This is a genomic window from Nocardioides sp. Soil_C_8 (assembly GCF_057656315.1).
The window spans coordinates 471,708-488,679 of the sequence record NZ_JBDGKQ010000001.1 but is presented as its reverse complement, the minus strand read 5'-3'; the positions used below and the strand labels follow the sequence as shown (position 1 = coordinate 488,679).

The window sequence follows — 16,972 nt, the reverse complement described above, 5'->3', positions numbered from 1 at the left end:
GGCGTACGTGGTCAGAGGAGGCCTGCCGCGGTCATCAGCTCGGTCACCTTCGGGCCGTTGAGGTTGGCGACGTCGACGGTGGGCGGCTCGAGCTCGTCGAACGGCTTGACGTCCGGGTTGAGCTCGGCGTCGGGGTTGAGCGGGTACTCCAGGGCGTACGACTCGGCCATCGCCTGCTGCGCGTCGGTGCTGGTCAGCCAGGTGACGAACTCCTCGGCGGCGTCCTGGTGCTCGCTGCTGGCGAGGATGCCGGCGCCGGAGATGCTGAGGAACGCGCCCGGGTCCTGGTTGCCGAAGAAGTGGAGTGCCGAGTTGTCGGAGTCGGTGCCGTTCTCCTGGCGGTCGCGGTACCAGTAGTAGTGGTAGGCGATGCCGGCGTCGACCTCGCCCGAGTCGACGGACTGCATCACGACGAGGTTGTTCTGCACGATCACGCCGTTCTCCTCGAGCCCGGCGAGCCAGTCGGCGGTGGCCTGCTCACCCTCGAGCTCGAGGACGGCCGAGACGATCGCCTGGAAGTCGGCGCCCGTCGGGGAGAAGGCCACGCGGCCCTTCCACTCCGGGTCGGCGAAGTCGAGGATCGAGGCGGGCATGTCGGCCTCGGTCATCGTGTCGGTGTTGTACATCGCGACGGTGGAACGGGCCAGGAAACCGGTCCACATGCGGTCGGCCGGGACGTACTCGTCGGGGATCGACGCCGTCGCGGCCTCGGGCAGCTCGGCGAACAGGCCGGCGTTGTCGACGATGCTCATCGCGGGGGAGTTCTCGGTGAGGAACACGTCGGCGGGCGAGTCCTCGCCCTCCTCGACGATCTGGTTGGCCATCTCGAGGTCCTTGCCGCTGCGCAGCTCGACGTCGAGGCCGGACTGCTCCTCGAACATCGGCACGATCTCGTCGAGCAGCTCCTCGTGCTGGGCGTTGTAGACGACCAGGTCGGGCGACCCGAAGACGCCGCACCCGGACAGGGTGGAGGCGGTCAGGAGGGTCGCGGCCAGGGCCACACTGGCGCGCGCGGTCGCGCGGCGCGGGGAAGTCGTCACGGGGGGCGTCCTTACTTTGCTTAGGCTGCCCTAACACTAGACCCGGACGACGGGGGTCGCGGAATTGCGTCCGTCACACCGCCGCGCGCACCTCCATCACCCGGTGGAACGGCGTCTCGGCGGCGCTGCGCAGCGAGCCGAACCCCGCCTCCTCGACCACTGCCCGGATCCGCGCCGGCCCGGCCTGCGTGCCGAGCGCCAGTCCGACGTCCTGGGAGAGCGACGCGGGTGTGCACAGCAGGGTCGAGAAGCCGTAGTAGGCGCGGCCCACCGGCGTGAGGTTGTCCTCGACGTGGTCGCCCGCCATCGGCTCGACGACCATCCACACACCGTCGTCGGCGAGCGCCGAGCGCACGTGTCGCGCGGCGCCGACCGGGTCGCCCATGTCGTGGAGCGCGTCGAACGTCGTCACCAGGTCGAAGCCGGTGCCGCTGAACTCGGCCGCGCCGGCGACCTCGAAGCTCACGCGGTCGGCGACGCCGGCTTCCTCGGCCCTCCTGCGCGCGACGTCGATCGACGGGGCGTGCGGGTCCGAGCCGACGAAGCGCGACGCGGGGAAGGCGGTCGCCATCAGGACGGTCGACGCGCCGTGCCCGCAGCCGACGTCGGCGATCCGGGCGCCCGCCTGCAGCCGGTCCGCGACCCCTGCGGCCGGGAGCCACGAGTCGACGAGGTGGGCACGGTAGGACGGCCGGAAGAACCGTTCGCAGCCCTCGTGCACGTCGGTGGTGTGCTCCGGCCAGCCGACCCCGCCCCCGCGGCGTACGACGTCGACGAGGCGCTGGCTGTCGGCCACGGTGCCGAGGGCGATCTGGAAGAGGCCCGGCAGGTACGCCGGGCTGTCGGGCTCGGTGAGGGCGACGGCGTGCTCGGCCGGGAGGGTGTAGCGGCCAGTGGCGGGGTCGTAGTCGACGAACGCTCCGGCGGCCTGCGCATTGAGCCACTCGCGCGTGTAGGGGAGGGCGGTGCCGGCGGCCTCGGCGAGCGCGTCGGCCGTCATCGGGCCGTGCTCGGCGAGGGCGTCGTACCAGCCGAGCTTGTCGCCCAGCACGACGAGCGCCGCGTTGAGGGTCGCGCCGACCTCGTCGACGGCGCGGAGGACGAAGGACATCAGGCGCTCCTCGTCGAGCGGCTCCTCGAGCGGTCGCTGGTCTGTCTGGTCTGTCTGGCCTTGCTGGCCTTGCTGGCCGGCCCGGTCGGTGGTGGTCATGGCTGCCTCCTCGGTCGATGTGGACCCCACGCTCGCGTGTATGGGGTATCAGCGGACAGCCGAGTTGCTACGGTGCGATAAGTGACACTGATAGCCGCGGTACCCCGCCTGCACGCCCTGGTCGCCCTGGAGGCAGCCGGGTCGTTCTCGGGCGCCGCCGCGGCGCTCGGTGTCAGCCAGTCGGCCGTGAGCCAGCACGTCTCCGCGCTGGAGCGCCAGGTCGGCGCGACCCTCGTGGACCGCGGGGCGCGGCCGGTGCAGCTGACCCCCGCCGGTCACGTCCTCGCCGAGCACGCCCGGGCAGTCGTCGCGCGACTCGACGCCGCCGAGCGCGACCTCCTCGACGTGCTCGGCCGGCAGGAACGACGGCTCCGCCTCGGCAGCGTGCCGACCGCGCTGGCGTCGTTCGTGCCGGGGGCGATCGCCCGACTGAGGACCGAGCTCCCGGACGTCGTGCTGACCGTCGTCGACGACCACGTGCAGGGCCTGCTTCCGCGGCTGCGCGAGCGCGAGCTCGACCTGGCCGTCGTCTTCACCTCGCCGTCCGCGCCTGACCAGACGCAAGACCTCGAGGTCGTCCCCCTCTTCGACGACGCCTACCGGGTGCTGGTCCCCAACGGCCACCGGCTCGCGAGGGCCGACCGCGACCCGAGCCTGCGCGACCTGCGCGACGAGTCCTGGGTGGGCGGCGCCGGTGGCAGTACGTGGTTCCGCGTGGTTCGCGACTCCTGCCGACGTCAGGGCTTCGAGCCCCGGGTGGGGGTGGTGTCGGACGACCACGTTGCCGTGCAGGCGCTGGTGGCCGCCGGACTGGGCGTGGCCGTCGTACCCGGCCTCGCGGCCGCGGCGCGGGTGCGCGGGGTGACGGCGCGCGACCTCCGGGGGCCGGGGCCGGTTCGGCAGCTCGCGGTCGCCCTGCCGTCGGGCGACTACCGCACGCACGCGACGACCCGGATGACCGAGCTGCTGCTGCGCGCGACGCGCGGGCGACGCTGAGGGCTCGGGGGCCTAAGGCTCCGACCCTCCTGCGCGGCTGACAGGCCGGCTCAGGCGTGCACGTGCGGGAGGACGTCCTCGACGAGGCGCTCGAGCTGGGCCACCTCGTCGCCGAGTGGCCAGACGTGGACCCGCGTGCAGCCCGCGGCGGCGTACTGCCCCAGCAGCTCGGCGCACTGCTCGGGGGGCCCGACGCACACGCGGTCGCGGAGCTCGGCGGGATCGCGCCTGACCAGTGGGGCCAGCACGTCGACGAGCACGCGCTCGGCGTCGGCGGGGTCGTCGGTGACCCACGTCCACATCGTCGCCACGGCCGCTGGGAGGTCCGGACGGCCGAGCCGGGCACACTCCTGCGCGAGTCGCCGGCGTCCCTCCGTGAACGCCTCCGGCGTGGTGTTGTACGCCGACGCGAGCCAGCCGTCGCCCCAGCGGGCGACCCGCCGCAGCCCGGCCGCCGAACCCCAGCTGGCGACCCAGAGCGGCACCGGTTCTTGCGGCCGGACCGCGTCAGCGTCGCCGAGGATCTCGACCCACCTGGCCGGGATCCGTCCGTCGCCGATGAGCCCGCGCAGGACGCCGAGGGACTCCTCGAACTGCCGCCAGCGGTCGTCGAACGGCACCCCGGCGACGGCGTGGTCCGCCGCCGACGAGCCGGCCCCGACGCCCGCGACCACCCGGCCCGGAGCCAGCGTGGCCAGCGTGGCGAGCGCGGCGGCGAGCTGGGCGGGGCCGCGCAGGGTGGGTAGCGCGACCGTCGTGGCGAGGTCCATCCCGCCGGCGCGGTCCGCGACCGCGGCGAGGAGGGTCGGGCCGTCCAGCCACGGGCGGTGGAAGACCAGGTGGTCGTTGGCGCAGACAGCCGCCAGGCCGAGGTCGCGCGCGGTGTCGACCACGTCCCGTGCACGTCCCGCGTCGGGACCATCGCCGCTCGTCGCGACCTGCGGCAGGTGCGCTGCCACCTCCATCCCGCGAGCGTCCCACAGGAGGCGCTCGCGGGGGTTAGCGATCGCTAACCTCCGGCGCTAGGGTGCGAGGCATGACCTTCGAGCTGTCCACCGAGCACGAGCAGTTCCGCCGCAGCGTCCGTGACTTCGCCGAGGCCGAGATCGCGCCGCACGCGGCGCAGTGGGACCGCGAGCACCACTTCCCGACCGACGTGGTCCAGAAGATGGGCGCGCTCGGTCTGATGGGGCTGACGGCCCCGGAGGAGTTCGGCGGCGCGGGGATGGCCGGCGAGGACGGCGGGTTCACGTCGCTGTGCCTGGCGATCGAGGAGATCGGCCGCGTCGACCAGTCGATGGGCATCACGCTCGAGGCGGCGGTCGGCCTGGGGATCAACCCGATCCTGACCTACGGCACGGACGAGCAGAAGAAGACCTGGCTGCCCGAGCTGGTGGCCGGCGAGAAGATCGCGGGCTTCGGGCTCACCGAGCCCGGTGCGGGCTCCGACGCCGGGGCGACGAAGACCAAGGCGGTGCTCGACGGCGGCGAGTGGGTCGTCAACGGCTCGAAGCAGTTCATCACCAACTCCGGCTCGGACATCACCTCGCTGGTCACGGTCACCGCACGGACCGGGGAGCGGGCCGACGGGCGTCCGGAGATCTCCACGATCATCATCCCGTCCGACACCCCTGGCTTCACCGCGGAGAAGGCATACGACAAGCTCGGCTGGCACGCCTCCGACACCCACCCGCTGTCGTTCAGCGACGCGCGGGTGCCCGAGGCCAACCTGCTCGGCGAGCGCGGCCGCGGCTACGCGCAGTTCCTCGCGACGCTGGACGACGGTCGCGTCGCGATCGCCGCGCTGGCGGTGGGATGCATCCAGGCGTGCCTGGACATGTCGCTGCAGTACGCCGGCGAGCGACAGACCTTCGGCGGTCCGATCGGGCGCAAGCAGGGCCTGGCGTTCCAGGTCTCGGACCTGCAGGTGATGCTCGACGCCTCGCGGCTGCTGACCTACAAGGCGGCGGCGATGAAGGACGCGATGGACGCCGGCTCGTCGTCGGTCACCACCGCGTCGTTCAAGCAGGCGGCCGCGGTGGCCAAGCTCTACGCCACCGAGTCGGCGGTCACCGCGACCCGGATCGCGACCCAGGTGTTCGGCGGCTACGGCTTCATGGAGGAGTACCCGGTCGTCCGGTTCTACCGCGACGCGAAGGTGCTCGAGATCGGCGAGGGCACCTCCGAGGTGCAGCGGATGCTCATCGCCCGCGGCCTCGGCCTCCCGGTCGAGTAGCCGTCGTCAGGTGGGTCGCGGGGCGTACATGATCACCGCGACCCCGACCAGGCACACGAGCGCGCCCACCACGTCGTACCGGTCGGGCCGGAAGCCGTCGACGACCATCCCCCAGGCCAGGGAGCCGGCGACGAACACGCCGCCGTACGCCGCCAGGATGCGTCCGAAGTTGGCGTCGGGCTGGAGCGTCGCCACCAGGCCGTAGAGGCCGAGCGCGATGAAACCGGCGCCGGCCCAGACCCATCCGCGGCCCTCGCGGACGCCCTGCCAGACCAGCCAGGCGCCGCCGATCTCGGCGAGCGCGGCGAGGACGAAGAGGACGAGCGAGGCGACGACCGACATGGCCGGAGTCTGTCAGTCGGCCGGGATCACCCCGTGAGGACGTAGTCGATGTGCAGCGGCGGCAGCGCCCGGCGGTGGATCGTCGCGACCGGCGGAGGCCTGGTGGTGAGGCGGTGGCCGGTCGGGAGGGTGGTGGTCACGCTGCCGTCCGGCTCGACCCTGGATCGCCATCGGTGGGCGGTCTTGGCGTAGTTGCATGCCTCGCACAGGCCCTGCCCGTTGACGCCCGACGTGGGGCCGCCGTCCTCGGCGGACTCGACGTGGTCGACGTGCCGCACCGGCGCGTCGCACCACGGCGTGCGGCAGGTCCTGTCACGCAGGCGGATGAACCGGGCGAGGCTGCCACGGAAGGTGCGCGTGCGTGCGTCCATGCTCACCAGCTCGCCGGTGGTGGGGGAGGTGTAGAGACGGCGGATGGACACCTCCTCCTGCGCGGTCACGGCGCCGCACACGATCTCGCGCGCCAGCTCGGCCGGGATCGGGCCGAACCCGTCGAGATGCGCCTCGTCGTCGGCCCCGCCGAACAAAGCGGCATCAGTCATCACGACCCCCAGGGCGACGGGTGTGGCGGGAGCGGCCGGGACGGCGTCGGACGCGGGGACCCCGAGCATCGTGGCCACCAACGCGTCGGCCATCACCTGGCCGCGTCCGCGCTCCTCGCCGGATGCACGGGCCCGGTCGGCCACTCGCGTGAGCGTGGAGTAGACCGCCACACCGTCCTTGACGGGCAGCAGCGCGGTCAGCCAGGTCATCGCATCGGGTGCCGGGCGCAGGGTCACGCGGCGCTCGGACTCGGCGTGGCGTCGGCGTGCGACGCAGGCCGCCGGGTCGAGCCGCTCGGCCTCCGTGCGCAGCCGGGCGAGCAGCCGGCGGGGGCTGAGCTGCTCGAGCGCGTCGGGGTCGCTCGCGACGATCTCGTCCACGGCCAGGCGGTGGGCGAGCGGCAGGCAGGCGGTCTCCCGTGCGATCACGGTCGTGGTCCACTCGTCGATGCGCCCGTCCTGCCAGGCCGCCCACGTGTGGGGGAGCTCGGTCTGGACGACCCTGGCCAGGCCGAGGTGCCGCCGGCCGCGGTGCGGCGACTCCCGACGAGCCGCGGCGACGACGTTGGCCACGCCCTTGCCGAGCTCGTCGGGCCTTGCTCCGGCATCGGCCTGCTCCTGCGTGAGCAGCGCGTCGAGGCGAGCCGTCAGCTCGGCCTGGGCGGCAGACACGGCGCGGCCGAGCGTCTCGAGCTCGGCGACGAGGTCGACCAGGACGGGGGCATCCAGCTCGAGCGCGGCGACGACGATGCCCCGCAGCTCCGCGCGCGTCGACGCGACGGCGGCGGGGGCGCTGGGCAGCGGGCTCGTGGTCATCGCACCACGGAAGCATCGGGGGCGGACAGCCGCGGCGACGACGGCGTACGCCTGTGGACGACGAGGCCGTGGAGCGACCTGTGGACGGTTGGTGGTCCGCGATCTCCGTCGCCCGGCGGAGCCGGACGTGGCAGCAGCCCCCTACGCTCGCCCCATGCCCAGCACGAGCCAGCGCGCCCTCACGTGGTTCGGCGTGGACGACGAGTGGGAGCGCCCGCGGCCGCGGGTCGGGCGCCAGGACGTCGTCCTGGCCGCCAGCGTCGAGGCCGTCAGCCTGCTGGCGCTCGAGCTGGTGCGCAGCGCGGGCGGCCTGGAGCACACCGACGTACCGCTCTGGACCCAGTGGCTCGCCGTGTCGACGGGAGCGGCCCTCCTCCTGGGCCGCCGACGCTGGCCGCTCGTGGTCGCGAGCCTCGCCGCGCTGCACATGTTCGTCGCCGGCGTGACCATGCCGGAGGTGATGGGGCAGGTGTCGCTGCAGATCGTGTACTTCGTCGCCCTGCTGTCCGGCGTCGCGTACGCCCGCGACCGGCGCGCCATGGTGATCGTGATCGGGACGATCGTGCTCTTCATGTTCGCGTGGATCACGTGGCAGTTCGCCGTGGGCTCGGCCGCGCAGGACATGATCGACCAGCTGGACGAGGCCGACCGTGTGGGGATCTTCCCGCCCATCCCGTCGGCCGTGGCGATGACGCTCCTGATCAACGTCATCTACTTCGGCGGGGCGATCGTCGGCGGTGGCGTGTCGTGGCGCGCCGCTCGACAGCGGATGCGGCTGCAGGAGCAGGCGGCGACCATCGCCGCCCAGGCGGGTCGCCTGCGCGAGCAGGCCGTGCTCGACGAGCGGTTGCGCATCGCCCGCGAGCTGCACGACGTGGTCGCCCACGGTGTGTCCGCCATGGGCATCCAGGCCGGAGCCGCCCGACGCGTCCTCGACCGCGACCCCGACGCGGCACGGACGGCCCTGTCGCACGTAGAGGACGCGTCCCGGGACGCGCTCGCGCAGATGCGGCGCCTGCTCGGCACGCTGCGGGAGGGGCCCGCCGACGGAGGTGACGACGGGACCGACCCGGGCGGCGCGACGCGTACGTCCGAGGCGGGCGTCGGTGACCTGCCCGCGCTGGTCGCCCAGGCGACCCAGGAGGGTCTCGCGGTCCGCCTCGACGTCGTCGAGGATCCGGCCTGCGCTGCGACCCGGGTGCCTCGTGGAATCGGGCTCGCGATCTACCGCACGGTGCAGGAGGCGCTGACCAACGTGCGTCGCCACAGCACCGCCGACACCGTCTCGGTCGTGGTGCGCGTCGACGAGTCCTCGTCGTACGCCGAGGTCGAGGTCGTCGACAACGGGCGCCCGCGGCACGGCACGTCCGGCAGCGGTCTCGGCCAGCTCGGCATCCGCGAGCGGGCGGCCACCCACGACGGCCAGGTCGACATCGGGCCGCGCGTGACGGGTGGCTACCGGGTCCGCGTGCGCTACCCCCTCGGGGCGTCGTGATGGAGCGTCCGCTGACCGTCCTGCTGGTGGACGACCACGCCATGGTGCGCTCGGGCTTCGCCATGGTCCTCTCGGTCGAGGACGACATCGAGGTCGTGGGCGAGGCCGCCGACGGCCTCGAGGCGATCGACCGGGCCCGCGCGACGCGTCCCGACGTGGTGCTCATGGACGTCCAGATGCCCCGGATGGACGGCATCGAGGCCACCCGCCACCTCGTCGCCGACGACCTCGGGCGGGTCGTCATCGTGACGACCTTCGACCGCGACGACTACCTCTTCGACGCCCTCCAGGCCGGGGCGAGCGGCTTCCTGCTGAAGAACGCTGGCCCGGAGCAGCTCCTCGACGCCGTACGCGCCGCAGGTCGCGGGCACGCGCTGCTCGCTCCGGAGGTGACCCGCCGCGTCATCGGCAAGATGGCAGGGTCAGCGAACGGGGATCCCGGGGCGGGGGCCGCGGCGTCCGAGCGAGCCGAGCCGAAGGAGCTGGCGCTGCTCACCGCCCGCGAGCGGGAGGTGCTGGTGCTGCTCGGCCGCGGCCTGTCGAACGGCGAGATCGCCGGCACGCTCGTCCTCGGCGAGGCGACGGTCAAGACCCACGTGTCCAACGTGCTGGCCAAGCTGCACCTGCGCGACCGCGTGCAGGCGGTCATCTACGCCTACGAGGCCGGCCTCATCCTCCCGACGGAGGAGTGACGCAGGAGGGTCGCGCGTCCACCCCGTAGATCCGTCCGGTGGGGGATCCCGGACCGGCCGCGCGTCACTAGCGTCGTCGGCATGCTGGAGATCAAGGAGCTGACCAGACGGTTCGGTGAGAACACCGCCGTGGACCACGTGTCGTTCGACGTGCCGGCCGGGCTGATGACCGGCTTCGTCGGCGGCAACGGCGCGGGCAAGACCACGACCATGCGGATGGTCATGGGGGTGCTCGGCATCGACGAGGGGGAGGTGCTGTGGCAGGGCCGGCCGATCACCCGGCTGGACCGCCGCCGGATCGGCTACATGCCCGAGGAGCGCGGGCTCTACCCCAAGCAGCCGATCCTCGACCAGCTCGTCTACATCGCCCAGCTCAAGGGCATGGACCGGGTCGCGGCGCGCACCCAGGTGACCGAGCTGCTGGAGCGGTTCGGGCTGGGGGAGCGGACCAAGGACCACCTGGAGAAGCTCTCGCTGGGCAACCAGCAGCGCGTGCAGATCATCGCCTCGGTGCTGCCCCGCCCGGCTGCGCTGGTCCTCGACGAGCCGTTCTCGGGCCTCGACCCGCGGGCCGTCGACTCGATGGTCGACCTGCTGCGCGAGTACACCCGCGACGGCGTACCGGTCCTCTTCTCCAGCCACCAGCTCGACCTCGTCGAGCGACTGTGCGACCGGCTGGTCGTGCTGTCCCAAGGACGCCGGGTCGCCGCCGGGACGGTTGCGGAGCTGCGCGACGCGGGGGTGCCGCGCTTCCGCCTCGTCCTCGGCGGCGACGCCGGTTGGGTCCGTGACCTCCGCGGCCTCGAGGTCCTCGACCTCGAGGGGGCGAGCGCCCTCGTCGAGGTGCGCGAGTCCGGCGCCGAGCAGCACCTCGTCGCCGAGGCCACCAGGCGCGGCGACGTCCACGAGTTCGTCCGGGTCCGCCCGGCCCTCAGCGAGATCTACCGGGAGGCCACCGCATGAGCACCGACAACCTGCGCACCGACGGCCCGCGCACCGACGACCCGCGCACGGACACGAGCCTGGACAGGCGCGACGAGCCCGCCTGGCTGCTCGTCACCCGTCGCGAGGTCGTCTCGCGGATCACCGACAAGTCGTTCCTCCTCGGTACGGCGTTCATGGTCGTGCTGATCGCGGGATTCATCGGCTTCAACGCCTGGCAGGAGGAGCGGACCGACGCGGTCACCCTGGCCGCCACGCCCGACTCCGCCGCCATGGCCACGGCGATCGCCGACGCGGCCCCGGGAGTCGACGAGAACGTCGAGGTCACCGTCGTCGAGGTCGACGACCGGGCCGCTGCGGAGACCGCGCTGCGCGACGACGAGGTCGACGCCTGGCTGCACCCCGCCGACGACGGGTGGGAGCTGACCTCGGAGTCGAGCGAGCAGGGCTCCCTGACCGACGTCGTCCGGGCGGTCGTGCAGCAGCAGGTGCTGGCCGACAACGCCGCGGACGTCGGCAGCACCGTCGAGGAGCTCCAGGCCGGCAGCACGGTGACCACCGCCTTCCTGCGCGGTGACGCCGAGAAGGCGGGCGTGGCCGAGGCCGTCGGCTTCGTGTTCGTCTTCCTGTTCTACTTCGCCGCCCTCGTCTTCGGCATGCAGCTCGCGTCGTCGGTGATCGAGGAGAAGCAGAGCCGCATCGTCGAGATCATCGCGGCCGCCATCCCGGTACGACACCTCCTCGCCGGCAAGGTGCTGGGCAACACGGCCCTGGCGGTGATCCAGCTGCTGGTCTACCTGGTGGTCGGCCTCGTGGGACTGTCGTTCACGTCGTACAAGTCGTACGTCCCGGCTCTGTCCGGCCCCACGGCGTGGTTCATCGCCTTCTTCCTCGCGGGCTTCGTCGCCCTGGCCTGCCTGTGGGCGGTCGCGGGGTCCCTCGCCTCGCGCACCGAGGACCTCCAGGCGACCTCGACGCCGCTGACGATGCTGATGCTGGTGATGTTCTTCGGCGGGCTGTCCCTCGACGGCCGCGGCCAGGTCATCGCGTCGTTCGTCCCGCCGGTCTCGGCGGTGGTGATGCCCAAGCGCATCCTGGCCGGCGGCGTGGAGTGGTGGGAGCCGCTGCTCGCCCTGGGCCTGCTGGCCGTGTTCGCCGCGGTGACCGTGTGGGTCGGGGAGCGCCTCTACCGCCGTGCGCTGCTGCAGACCGGCGGCCGGGTCAGCCTCCGCCAGGCGTGGTCGGCCGCAGAGTGACGCGGACGTAGACCCGAGGCAGGTGGGTCGGCGGGGACCTCAGAAGAGGTGGACCAGCGACGAGGTCCCCGTCACCACCGCCCAGAACCGCAGCCCGCGCCCCAGCAGGCCGGTGACCATGAAGATCCAGAACGGGACCCGCAGTGTCCCGGCGAGCACGGCCGTGACGGCGTACGGCGGGATGCCGGAGGCAGCGGAGACGAAGAGCAGGCCGGCCGTGAACCACGGCCGGCCCTCGGCGCGCTCGTGCCACTTGTCGAGCGACGCCCGCGCCTTGGGCTTCTGGAGCTGGCGGTGCACCCACGGGGCGCGCTCGACGTGCATGCCGCCCCAGTACCAGAGGATCTTGCCGAGCATCTGCCCGATCGTGGCCGAGACGAGGAGCGCCCACGTCTGCTCGGGGGCCTGGCTCACCGAGACGACCAGGATGGCCTCGATGTTGATGAGCGGCAGCAGCGCAGACGCGATCGAGGCGCCCATGACGCTCCAGAACAGCATCAGCGTGCGGCGCCCGGGACCGGCAGGCCGATCTGCGCCAGACGGCGCAGCGACACGCACTTGAGCACCAGCAACGCGGTCGCGATCACCAGGCCCACCCACATCCAGCCCGTGACGAGCAGGAGCACGGCGAAGAGCGCGCTGTTGACCGCCTTGGCGGGCTTGGACCAGTTCCACAGCCAGATCGTGCGGTCGACGACGAAGAAGTAGTTGGGGCTGCGGATGGGCCACGCGAGGAACGCGATCGACAGGAAGCAGTCGATGACCATGAACTCCGCCAGGTACACGAAGATCGCCGGTGACAGGTCGGGCTGGAGCCACGCGAGGCCGATGTAGAAGGCGGCGGCGTTGAGCCGGTCGCACATGATGTCGAGGACGGCCCCGATGCGGGTCTCGCAGTCGCGCACGCGGGCGTAGAACCCGTCGAGCATGTCGCCGACCCAGTAGACGCCGAGGGCGACGACGAGCAGCGTCAGGCTCTGCTGGTGCGCGGCCGTGGCCGCGAGCACGACCGAGGCGATCGTCCGGACCGCCGTGATGACCGTCGCGCCGGTCAGCAGCCGTTCGTCGCGTACGCCGTAGCGGTCGACAGGATCCGCCTCAGGCCCTCCCGCCGTGCCCTGCACCCCGCTCCCCACGCCCGGGATGGTATCGGGTCACGTCCACAGATCAGGCCACGCATGGCCGAGCTCGAGGACCAGCTCGCGCAGCAGCGGCAGGCTCACGCCCACGACGTTGTGGTGGTCGCCCTCGATGCCGCGCACGAACGCACCCCCGAGGCCGTCGATCGTGAAGGCGCCGGCGACGTGCAGCGGCTCTCCGGTCGCGACGTAGGCCTCGACCTCGTCGTCGCTCACGTCGGCGAAGTGCACGAGGGTCGAACCGGTCGCCGCGACCACCCGCCCCGACGCCACCTCGCGCAGGCTGTGCCCGCTGTGCAGGACGGCGCTGCGCCCGCGCATCGCGCGCCACCGCTCACCCGCCTCGGCCGCGTCGCGGGGCTTGCCGAGCGCCTCGCCGTGCCCGCCGGAACCGGGGGACGGCTGGAGCTCGAGCACCGAGTCGCACCCCAGGACGAGCGCGTCGGGAGGTACGTCGTCGCGCCCGGCGACGGCGGAGCACTTGAGCTCGGCGAGCTGGAGCGCCAGCTCGGCCGGCGGCAGCCCGCTCACCTGCGTCTCGTCGACGCCGCTCACGATGACCAGCGGCTCGATGCCGGCGGACCGCAGCGTGGCCAGCCGCGCGGGGGAGGCCGAGGCCAGGACCAGCGGCACGCGCGCGGTCGTCACAGGCGTCCCAGCGCCGTGCGCAGCGGGTCGAGCCCGAGCGAGCCCAGGTCGAGGGCCGCCCGGTGGAAGGCCTTGAGGTCGAACGCGTCGCCGTGGCGCTGCCGGACCTCGGCACGCGCGTCCAGCCAGATCCGCTCGCCCACCTTGTAGGACGGCGCCTGGCCGGGGAGGCCGAGGTAGCGCTTGACCTCGAACTGGATGAACTCGTCGTCCATGCGGCAGTGCAGCCGCATGAACTCCAGCCCCAGCTCGGGCGTCCACGTCTCTCCGGGGTGGAACGCGGTGCCACCGGGGCCGAGGCGGTTGTCCTCGGGGATGGTGAGCTCGAGGTGCATGCCGATGTCGACGATCACGCGGGCGGCGCGCAGCGACTGCCCGTCCAGCATCCCGAGGAGGTCGGCGGGGTCGTCGAGGAAGCCGAGCTCTTCCATCAGCCGCTCGGCGTAGAGCGCCCAGCCCTCACCGTGGCCGCTGCACCAGCACATCAGCCGCTGCCAGCGGTTGAGCGTGTCGCTGCGGTAGGCCGTCTGGGCGACCTGCAGGTGGTGCCCGGGCACCCCCTCGTGGAAGACGGTGGTCACCTCGCGCCACGGGTGGAAGTCGTCGATCCCGTCGGGCACGGACCACCACATGCGTCCCGGGCGCTCGAAGTCCTCGGAGGGGCCGGTGTAGTAGATGCCGCCGTCGTTGGTCGGGGCGAGCATGCACTCGATGCGTCGGATCGGGGCGGGGATGTCGAAGTGCACGTCGGCCATCGCGGTGATGGTGCGGTCGGCGAGGTGCTGCATCCAGTCGCGGAACGCCTCGCGGCCGTGGACCACGCGGGTCGGATCGGCATCGAGGTGCGCGACCGCCGCGTCGACGTCGGCCCCGGGCAGGATGCGCTCGGCGGTGGCGTCCATCAGGTCGGACAGGCGCTGCAGCTCGGCCCAGCCCCAGGCGTAGGTCTCGTCGAGGTCGACCTCGGCGCCGAGGAAGTAGCGGCTGGCGAGCGCGTAGACCTCCCGCCCGACGCCCTCGCGCTCCGCTCTCTGCGGCTCGAGCTCGTCGCTGAGGAACAGCCCGAACGCGGCGGTGGCGGCGCTCGCGGCACCGGCGAGGGCGCGCAGCTCCGCGTGGTCGCCGCCCTGCAGCCGCTCGACGAGGCCGAGGTAGAAGTCACCCGCCTCGCCGACCTGCCCGGTCCAGCGGCGCACCTGCTCGGCCACCTCGGCGTACTGCCGCGACGCCACGACGTTGCCCTTGCGCGCCTCGTCGGAGAGCGTCACGCGCAGGCCCTCGAGGGCCGCGGGCACGCCGGCGAGGCGCGATGCGATCGCCGCGACGGCCTCCTCGCCCTCGGTCGGCATCAGGTCGAAGACCCCGCGGATCTCGTGCAGGGGGCTCCAGAGCACCGACATGCGGGAGCGGTTGACGCCCGCCTCCTCCAGCTCGATCTCCAGGCGGGTCCGCTCGAGGAACGCGTCGCGCGCCGCGGCCTCGCGGTCGTCGACGGGCGTCGCGGCCTCGACCGCCGCGACCGCGCGCCGGGCCAGCGCCTCGCGGGCGTCGAAGCCGGCGGGGGAGAAGTCGGTCAGCTCGTGCTCGTGCCCGGCGACGCCGATCGACGTGGCGGTCAGCGGGTCGAGGGCGCAGTAGTCCTCGACGTAGGCGTCGCAGAGGGCGTCGATGGTGCGTTCGGTCACGCGCGGCTGAGTCACGCCCGCGACCCTAGACCCCGGCTCCGACGCCGCGGTGGGCCCGTCCTCGGGGCGGCCTACTGCGGCAGGCCGCTGGCCCGCCAGGCGCCCGGGCCGTGGCGGTGCGTGCGTCGTAGGCCGCGGGCGGGACTGCTCCACGCCGGGCGGGGCCGCTTGGGGGCCTCGCCGCCGCCCGACCCGAGCGCGGAGAACACCGCCACCAGCGCGGCGACCTCCTCGGGCGTCGCGTCGGCGTCGACCACCCGGAGGAGCGGCGCCGGCTCGCTCTCGCCGCTCACAACGGGATGTTCCCGTGCTTCTTGGGCGGGAGGGTCTCCCGCTTGGTGCGCAGCAGCCGGAGCGCCCGGACGACCTCCACGCGCGTCTCGTGCGGCGAGATGACCGCGTCGACGTAGCCGCGCTCGGCGGCGATGTAGGGGTTGGCGAGGGTGGTCTCGTACTCGTCGATGAGCTCGGCGCGCCGGGCCTCGACGTCCCCGCCCTCGTCGGCCACCTTCTTGAGCGTCTTGCGGTGCAGGATGTTGGCCGCGCCCTGCGCGCCCATCACCGCGATCTGGGCGGTGGGCCAGGCGACGTTGATGTCGGCGCCGAGGTGCTTGGAGCCCATCACGTCGTAGGCGCCGCCGTAGGCCTTGCGGGTGATCACCGTGATCAGCGGGACGGTCGCCTCGGCGTAGGCGTAGATGAGCTTGGCGCCACGCCGGATGATGCCGTCCCACTCCTGGTCGGTGCCGGGCAGGAAGCCCGGGACGTCGACGAACGTCAGGACCGGGATGTTGAAGGCGTCGCAGAACCGCACGAACCGCGCGGCCTTCTCGGACGCGTCGATGTCGAGGGTGCCGGCGAACTGCATCGGCTGGTTGGCCACGACGCCGACCGACCGGCCCTCCACGCGGCCGAAGCCGACGAGGATGTTGGGCGCGAACAGCTCCTGGACCTCGAGGAACTCCTCGTCGTCGAGCACGGCGGTGATGACGTCGTGCATGTCGTAGGGCTGGTTCGGGGAGTCCGGGATGATCGTGTCGAGCGTGCGGTCGAGGTCGGTGAAGTCCATGTCCGGCGCCTCGTCGAACTCCGGGGCCGGGTCGAGGTTGTTCTGCGGGAGGAAGGACAGCATCGACTTCACGTACTCGATCGCGTCCTCCTCGTCGGACGCCATGTAGTGGGCGTTGCCCGACTTGGTGTTGTGGGTACGCGCACCGCCGAGGTCCTCCATCGTCACGTCCTCGCCGGTGACGGTCTTGATCACGTCGGGACCGGTGATGAACATGGCGGAGGTCTGGTCGACCATCACCGTGAAGTCGGTGACGGCGGGGGAGTAGACGTGCCCGCCGGCGCAGTTGCCCATGATCAGGCTGATCTGCGGGATCACGCCCGACGCGTGCACGTTGCGGCGGAAGATCTCGCCGTAGAGGCCGAGGGAGACCACGCCCTCCTGGATCCGCGCGCCGGCGCCCTCGTTGATGCCGATGATCGGGCAGCCGGTCTTGATGGCGAGGTCCATTACCTTGGTGATCTTCTCGCCGTAGACCTCGCCCAGCGACCCGCCGAAGACGGTGAAGTCCTGGCTGAAGACGCACACCATGCGGCCGTTGACCTCGCCGTAGCCGGTGACGACGCCGTCGCCGTAGGGCCGGTTCTTCTCCAGCCCGAACGCCGTCGAGCGGTGCCGCGCGAGCTCGTCGAGCTCGACGAAGGTGCCCTCGTCGAAGAGCATCTCGATGCGCTCGCGCGCGGTCTTGCGGCCCTTCGCGTGCTGCTTCTCCACCGCCTTCGCCGAGCCGGCGTGCACCGCCTCGTCCAGGCGCCGCTCCAGGTCCGCGAGCTTGCCCGCGGTCGTGTGGACGTCGATCTCCGACTCGGACGGCACGTCGGTGCCCTCACCCGGCTGTGCGCTCATGTGGGGCAATCTAGACCC

Annotated in this window: 17 protein-coding genes; 6 read left to right on the top strand and 11 right to left on the bottom strand. The window is 72.6% G+C overall.

The window, feature by feature from the left end; translation table 11 throughout:
* Nucleotides 1-11: 11 nt before the first annotated feature.
* The gene (locus AC3A3L_RS02480; protein WP_487638453.1) at nt 12-1,040 is read right to left on the bottom strand and encodes an iron ABC transporter substrate-binding protein; all 1,029 of its coding nucleotides are present in this window, start codon (nt 1,038-1,040) and stop codon (nt 12-14) included.
* 73 nt (nt 1,041-1,113) lie between these two features.
* The gene (locus tag AC3A3L_RS02475; RefSeq protein ID WP_487638452.1) at nt 1,114-2,250 is read right to left on the bottom strand and encodes a class I SAM-dependent methyltransferase; all 1,137 of its coding nucleotides are present in this window, start codon (nt 2,248-2,250) and stop codon (nt 1,114-1,116) included.
* 81 nt (nt 2,251-2,331) lie between these two features.
* On the opposite strand from AC3A3L_RS02475, the gene AC3A3L_RS02470 reads away from it, so the two are divergent.
* Nucleotides 2,332-3,246: a LysR family transcriptional regulator gene (locus AC3A3L_RS02470; RefSeq protein ID WP_487638451.1), complete on the top strand. Its 915-nt coding sequence runs from the start codon at nt 2,332-2,334 to the stop codon at nt 3,244-3,246.
* Nucleotides 3,247-3,296: 50 nt separating this feature from the next.
* On the opposite strand, the gene AC3A3L_RS02465 is transcribed toward AC3A3L_RS02470, so the two are convergent.
* Entirely contained in the window at nt 3,297-4,211 is a 915-nt protein-coding gene (locus AC3A3L_RS02465; RefSeq protein WP_487638450.1) for an LLM class flavin-dependent oxidoreductase, read from the bottom strand.
* A gap of 71 nt (nt 4,212-4,282) precedes the next feature.
* Between AC3A3L_RS02465 and AC3A3L_RS02460 the strand changes: the two genes are divergently transcribed.
* A complete protein-coding gene (locus tag AC3A3L_RS02460) occupies nt 4,283-5,482 on the top strand; it encodes an acyl-CoA dehydrogenase family protein (RefSeq protein WP_487638449.1) in 1,200 nt (399 codons plus the stop codon).
* A gap of 6 nt (nt 5,483-5,488) precedes the next feature.
* On the opposite strand, the gene AC3A3L_RS02455 is transcribed toward AC3A3L_RS02460, so the two are convergent.
* Complete coding sequence (locus AC3A3L_RS02455; protein WP_487638448.1) at nt 5,489-5,824, bottom strand: YnfA family protein; 336 nt, start codon at nt 5,822-5,824, stop codon at nt 5,489-5,491.
* Between the two features lie 26 nt (nt 5,825-5,850).
* Nucleotides 5,851-7,182, bottom strand: a complete 1,332-nt coding sequence (locus AC3A3L_RS02450) for an HNH endonuclease (protein ID WP_487638447.1) — start codon at nt 7,180-7,182, stop codon at nt 5,851-5,853.
* Nucleotides 7,183-7,336: 154 nt separating this feature from the next.
* Between AC3A3L_RS02450 and AC3A3L_RS02445 the strand changes: the two genes are divergently transcribed.
* The 4 genes from AC3A3L_RS02445 to AC3A3L_RS02430 all read left to right on the top strand — a co-directional run bounded on the left by AC3A3L_RS02445 (nt 7,337) and on the right by AC3A3L_RS02430 (nt 11,567).
* Complete coding sequence (locus AC3A3L_RS02445; RefSeq protein WP_487638446.1) at nt 7,337-8,677, top strand: sensor histidine kinase; 1,341 nt, start codon at nt 7,337-7,339, stop codon at nt 8,675-8,677.
* Nucleotides 8,677-9,369 carry a response regulator gene (locus AC3A3L_RS02440; protein ID WP_487638445.1) on the top strand — a complete coding sequence of 231 codons (693 nt, stop codon included), beginning with the start codon at nt 8,677-8,679 and terminating at the stop codon, nt 9,367-9,369. Before AC3A3L_RS02445 ends, AC3A3L_RS02440 begins: the two co-directional genes overlap by 1 nt.
* An 81-nt stretch (nt 9,370-9,450) precedes the next feature.
* A complete protein-coding gene (locus AC3A3L_RS02435) occupies nt 9,451-10,332 on the top strand; it encodes an ABC transporter ATP-binding protein (RefSeq protein ID WP_487638444.1) in 882 nt (293 codons plus the stop codon).
* Nucleotides 10,329-11,567, top strand: a complete 1,239-nt coding sequence (locus tag AC3A3L_RS02430; RefSeq protein WP_487638443.1) for an ABC transporter permease — start codon at nt 10,329-10,331, stop codon at nt 11,565-11,567. Before AC3A3L_RS02435 ends, AC3A3L_RS02430 begins: the two co-directional genes overlap by 4 nt.
* 39 nt (nt 11,568-11,606) lie before the next feature.
* Here the strand turns inward: AC3A3L_RS02430 and AC3A3L_RS02425 are convergent, their stop codons facing one another.
* From AC3A3L_RS02425 to AC3A3L_RS02400, 6 genes are read right to left on the bottom strand one after another with little or no spacing between them, the layout of a single operon-like run.
* Nucleotides 11,607-12,065, bottom strand: a complete 459-nt coding sequence (locus AC3A3L_RS02425; RefSeq protein WP_487638442.1) for a VTT domain-containing protein — start codon at nt 12,063-12,065, stop codon at nt 11,607-11,609.
* Complete coding sequence (locus AC3A3L_RS02420) at nt 12,065-12,703, bottom strand: CDP-alcohol phosphatidyltransferase family protein (RefSeq protein ID WP_487638441.1); 639 nt, start codon at nt 12,701-12,703, stop codon at nt 12,065-12,067. The genes AC3A3L_RS02425 and AC3A3L_RS02420 overlap by 1 nt, the downstream gene beginning before the upstream one ends.
* An 18-nt stretch (nt 12,704-12,721) precedes the next feature.
* On the bottom strand, nt 12,722-13,339 hold the full coding sequence (locus tag AC3A3L_RS02415) for a Maf family protein (protein WP_487638440.1): 618 nt from the start codon (nt 13,337-13,339) through the stop codon (nt 12,722-12,724).
* An 11-nt stretch (nt 13,340-13,350) separates the two neighbouring features.
* Nucleotides 13,351-15,054, bottom strand: a complete 1,704-nt coding sequence (locus AC3A3L_RS02410) for a DUF885 domain-containing protein (RefSeq protein ID WP_487638439.1) — start codon at nt 15,052-15,054, stop codon at nt 13,351-13,353.
* A 56-nt stretch (nt 15,055-15,110) separates the two neighbouring features.
* Nucleotides 15,111-15,332: an acyl-CoA carboxylase subunit epsilon gene (locus tag AC3A3L_RS02405; protein WP_487638438.1), complete on the bottom strand. Its 222-nt coding sequence runs from the start codon at nt 15,330-15,332 to the stop codon at nt 15,111-15,113.
* Complete coding sequence (locus AC3A3L_RS02400; RefSeq protein WP_487638437.1) at nt 15,329-16,954, bottom strand: acyl-CoA carboxylase subunit beta; 1,626 nt, start codon at nt 16,952-16,954, stop codon at nt 15,329-15,331. Before AC3A3L_RS02400 ends, AC3A3L_RS02405 begins: the two co-directional genes overlap by 4 nt.
* Nucleotides 16,955-16,972 lie beyond the last annotated feature (18 nt).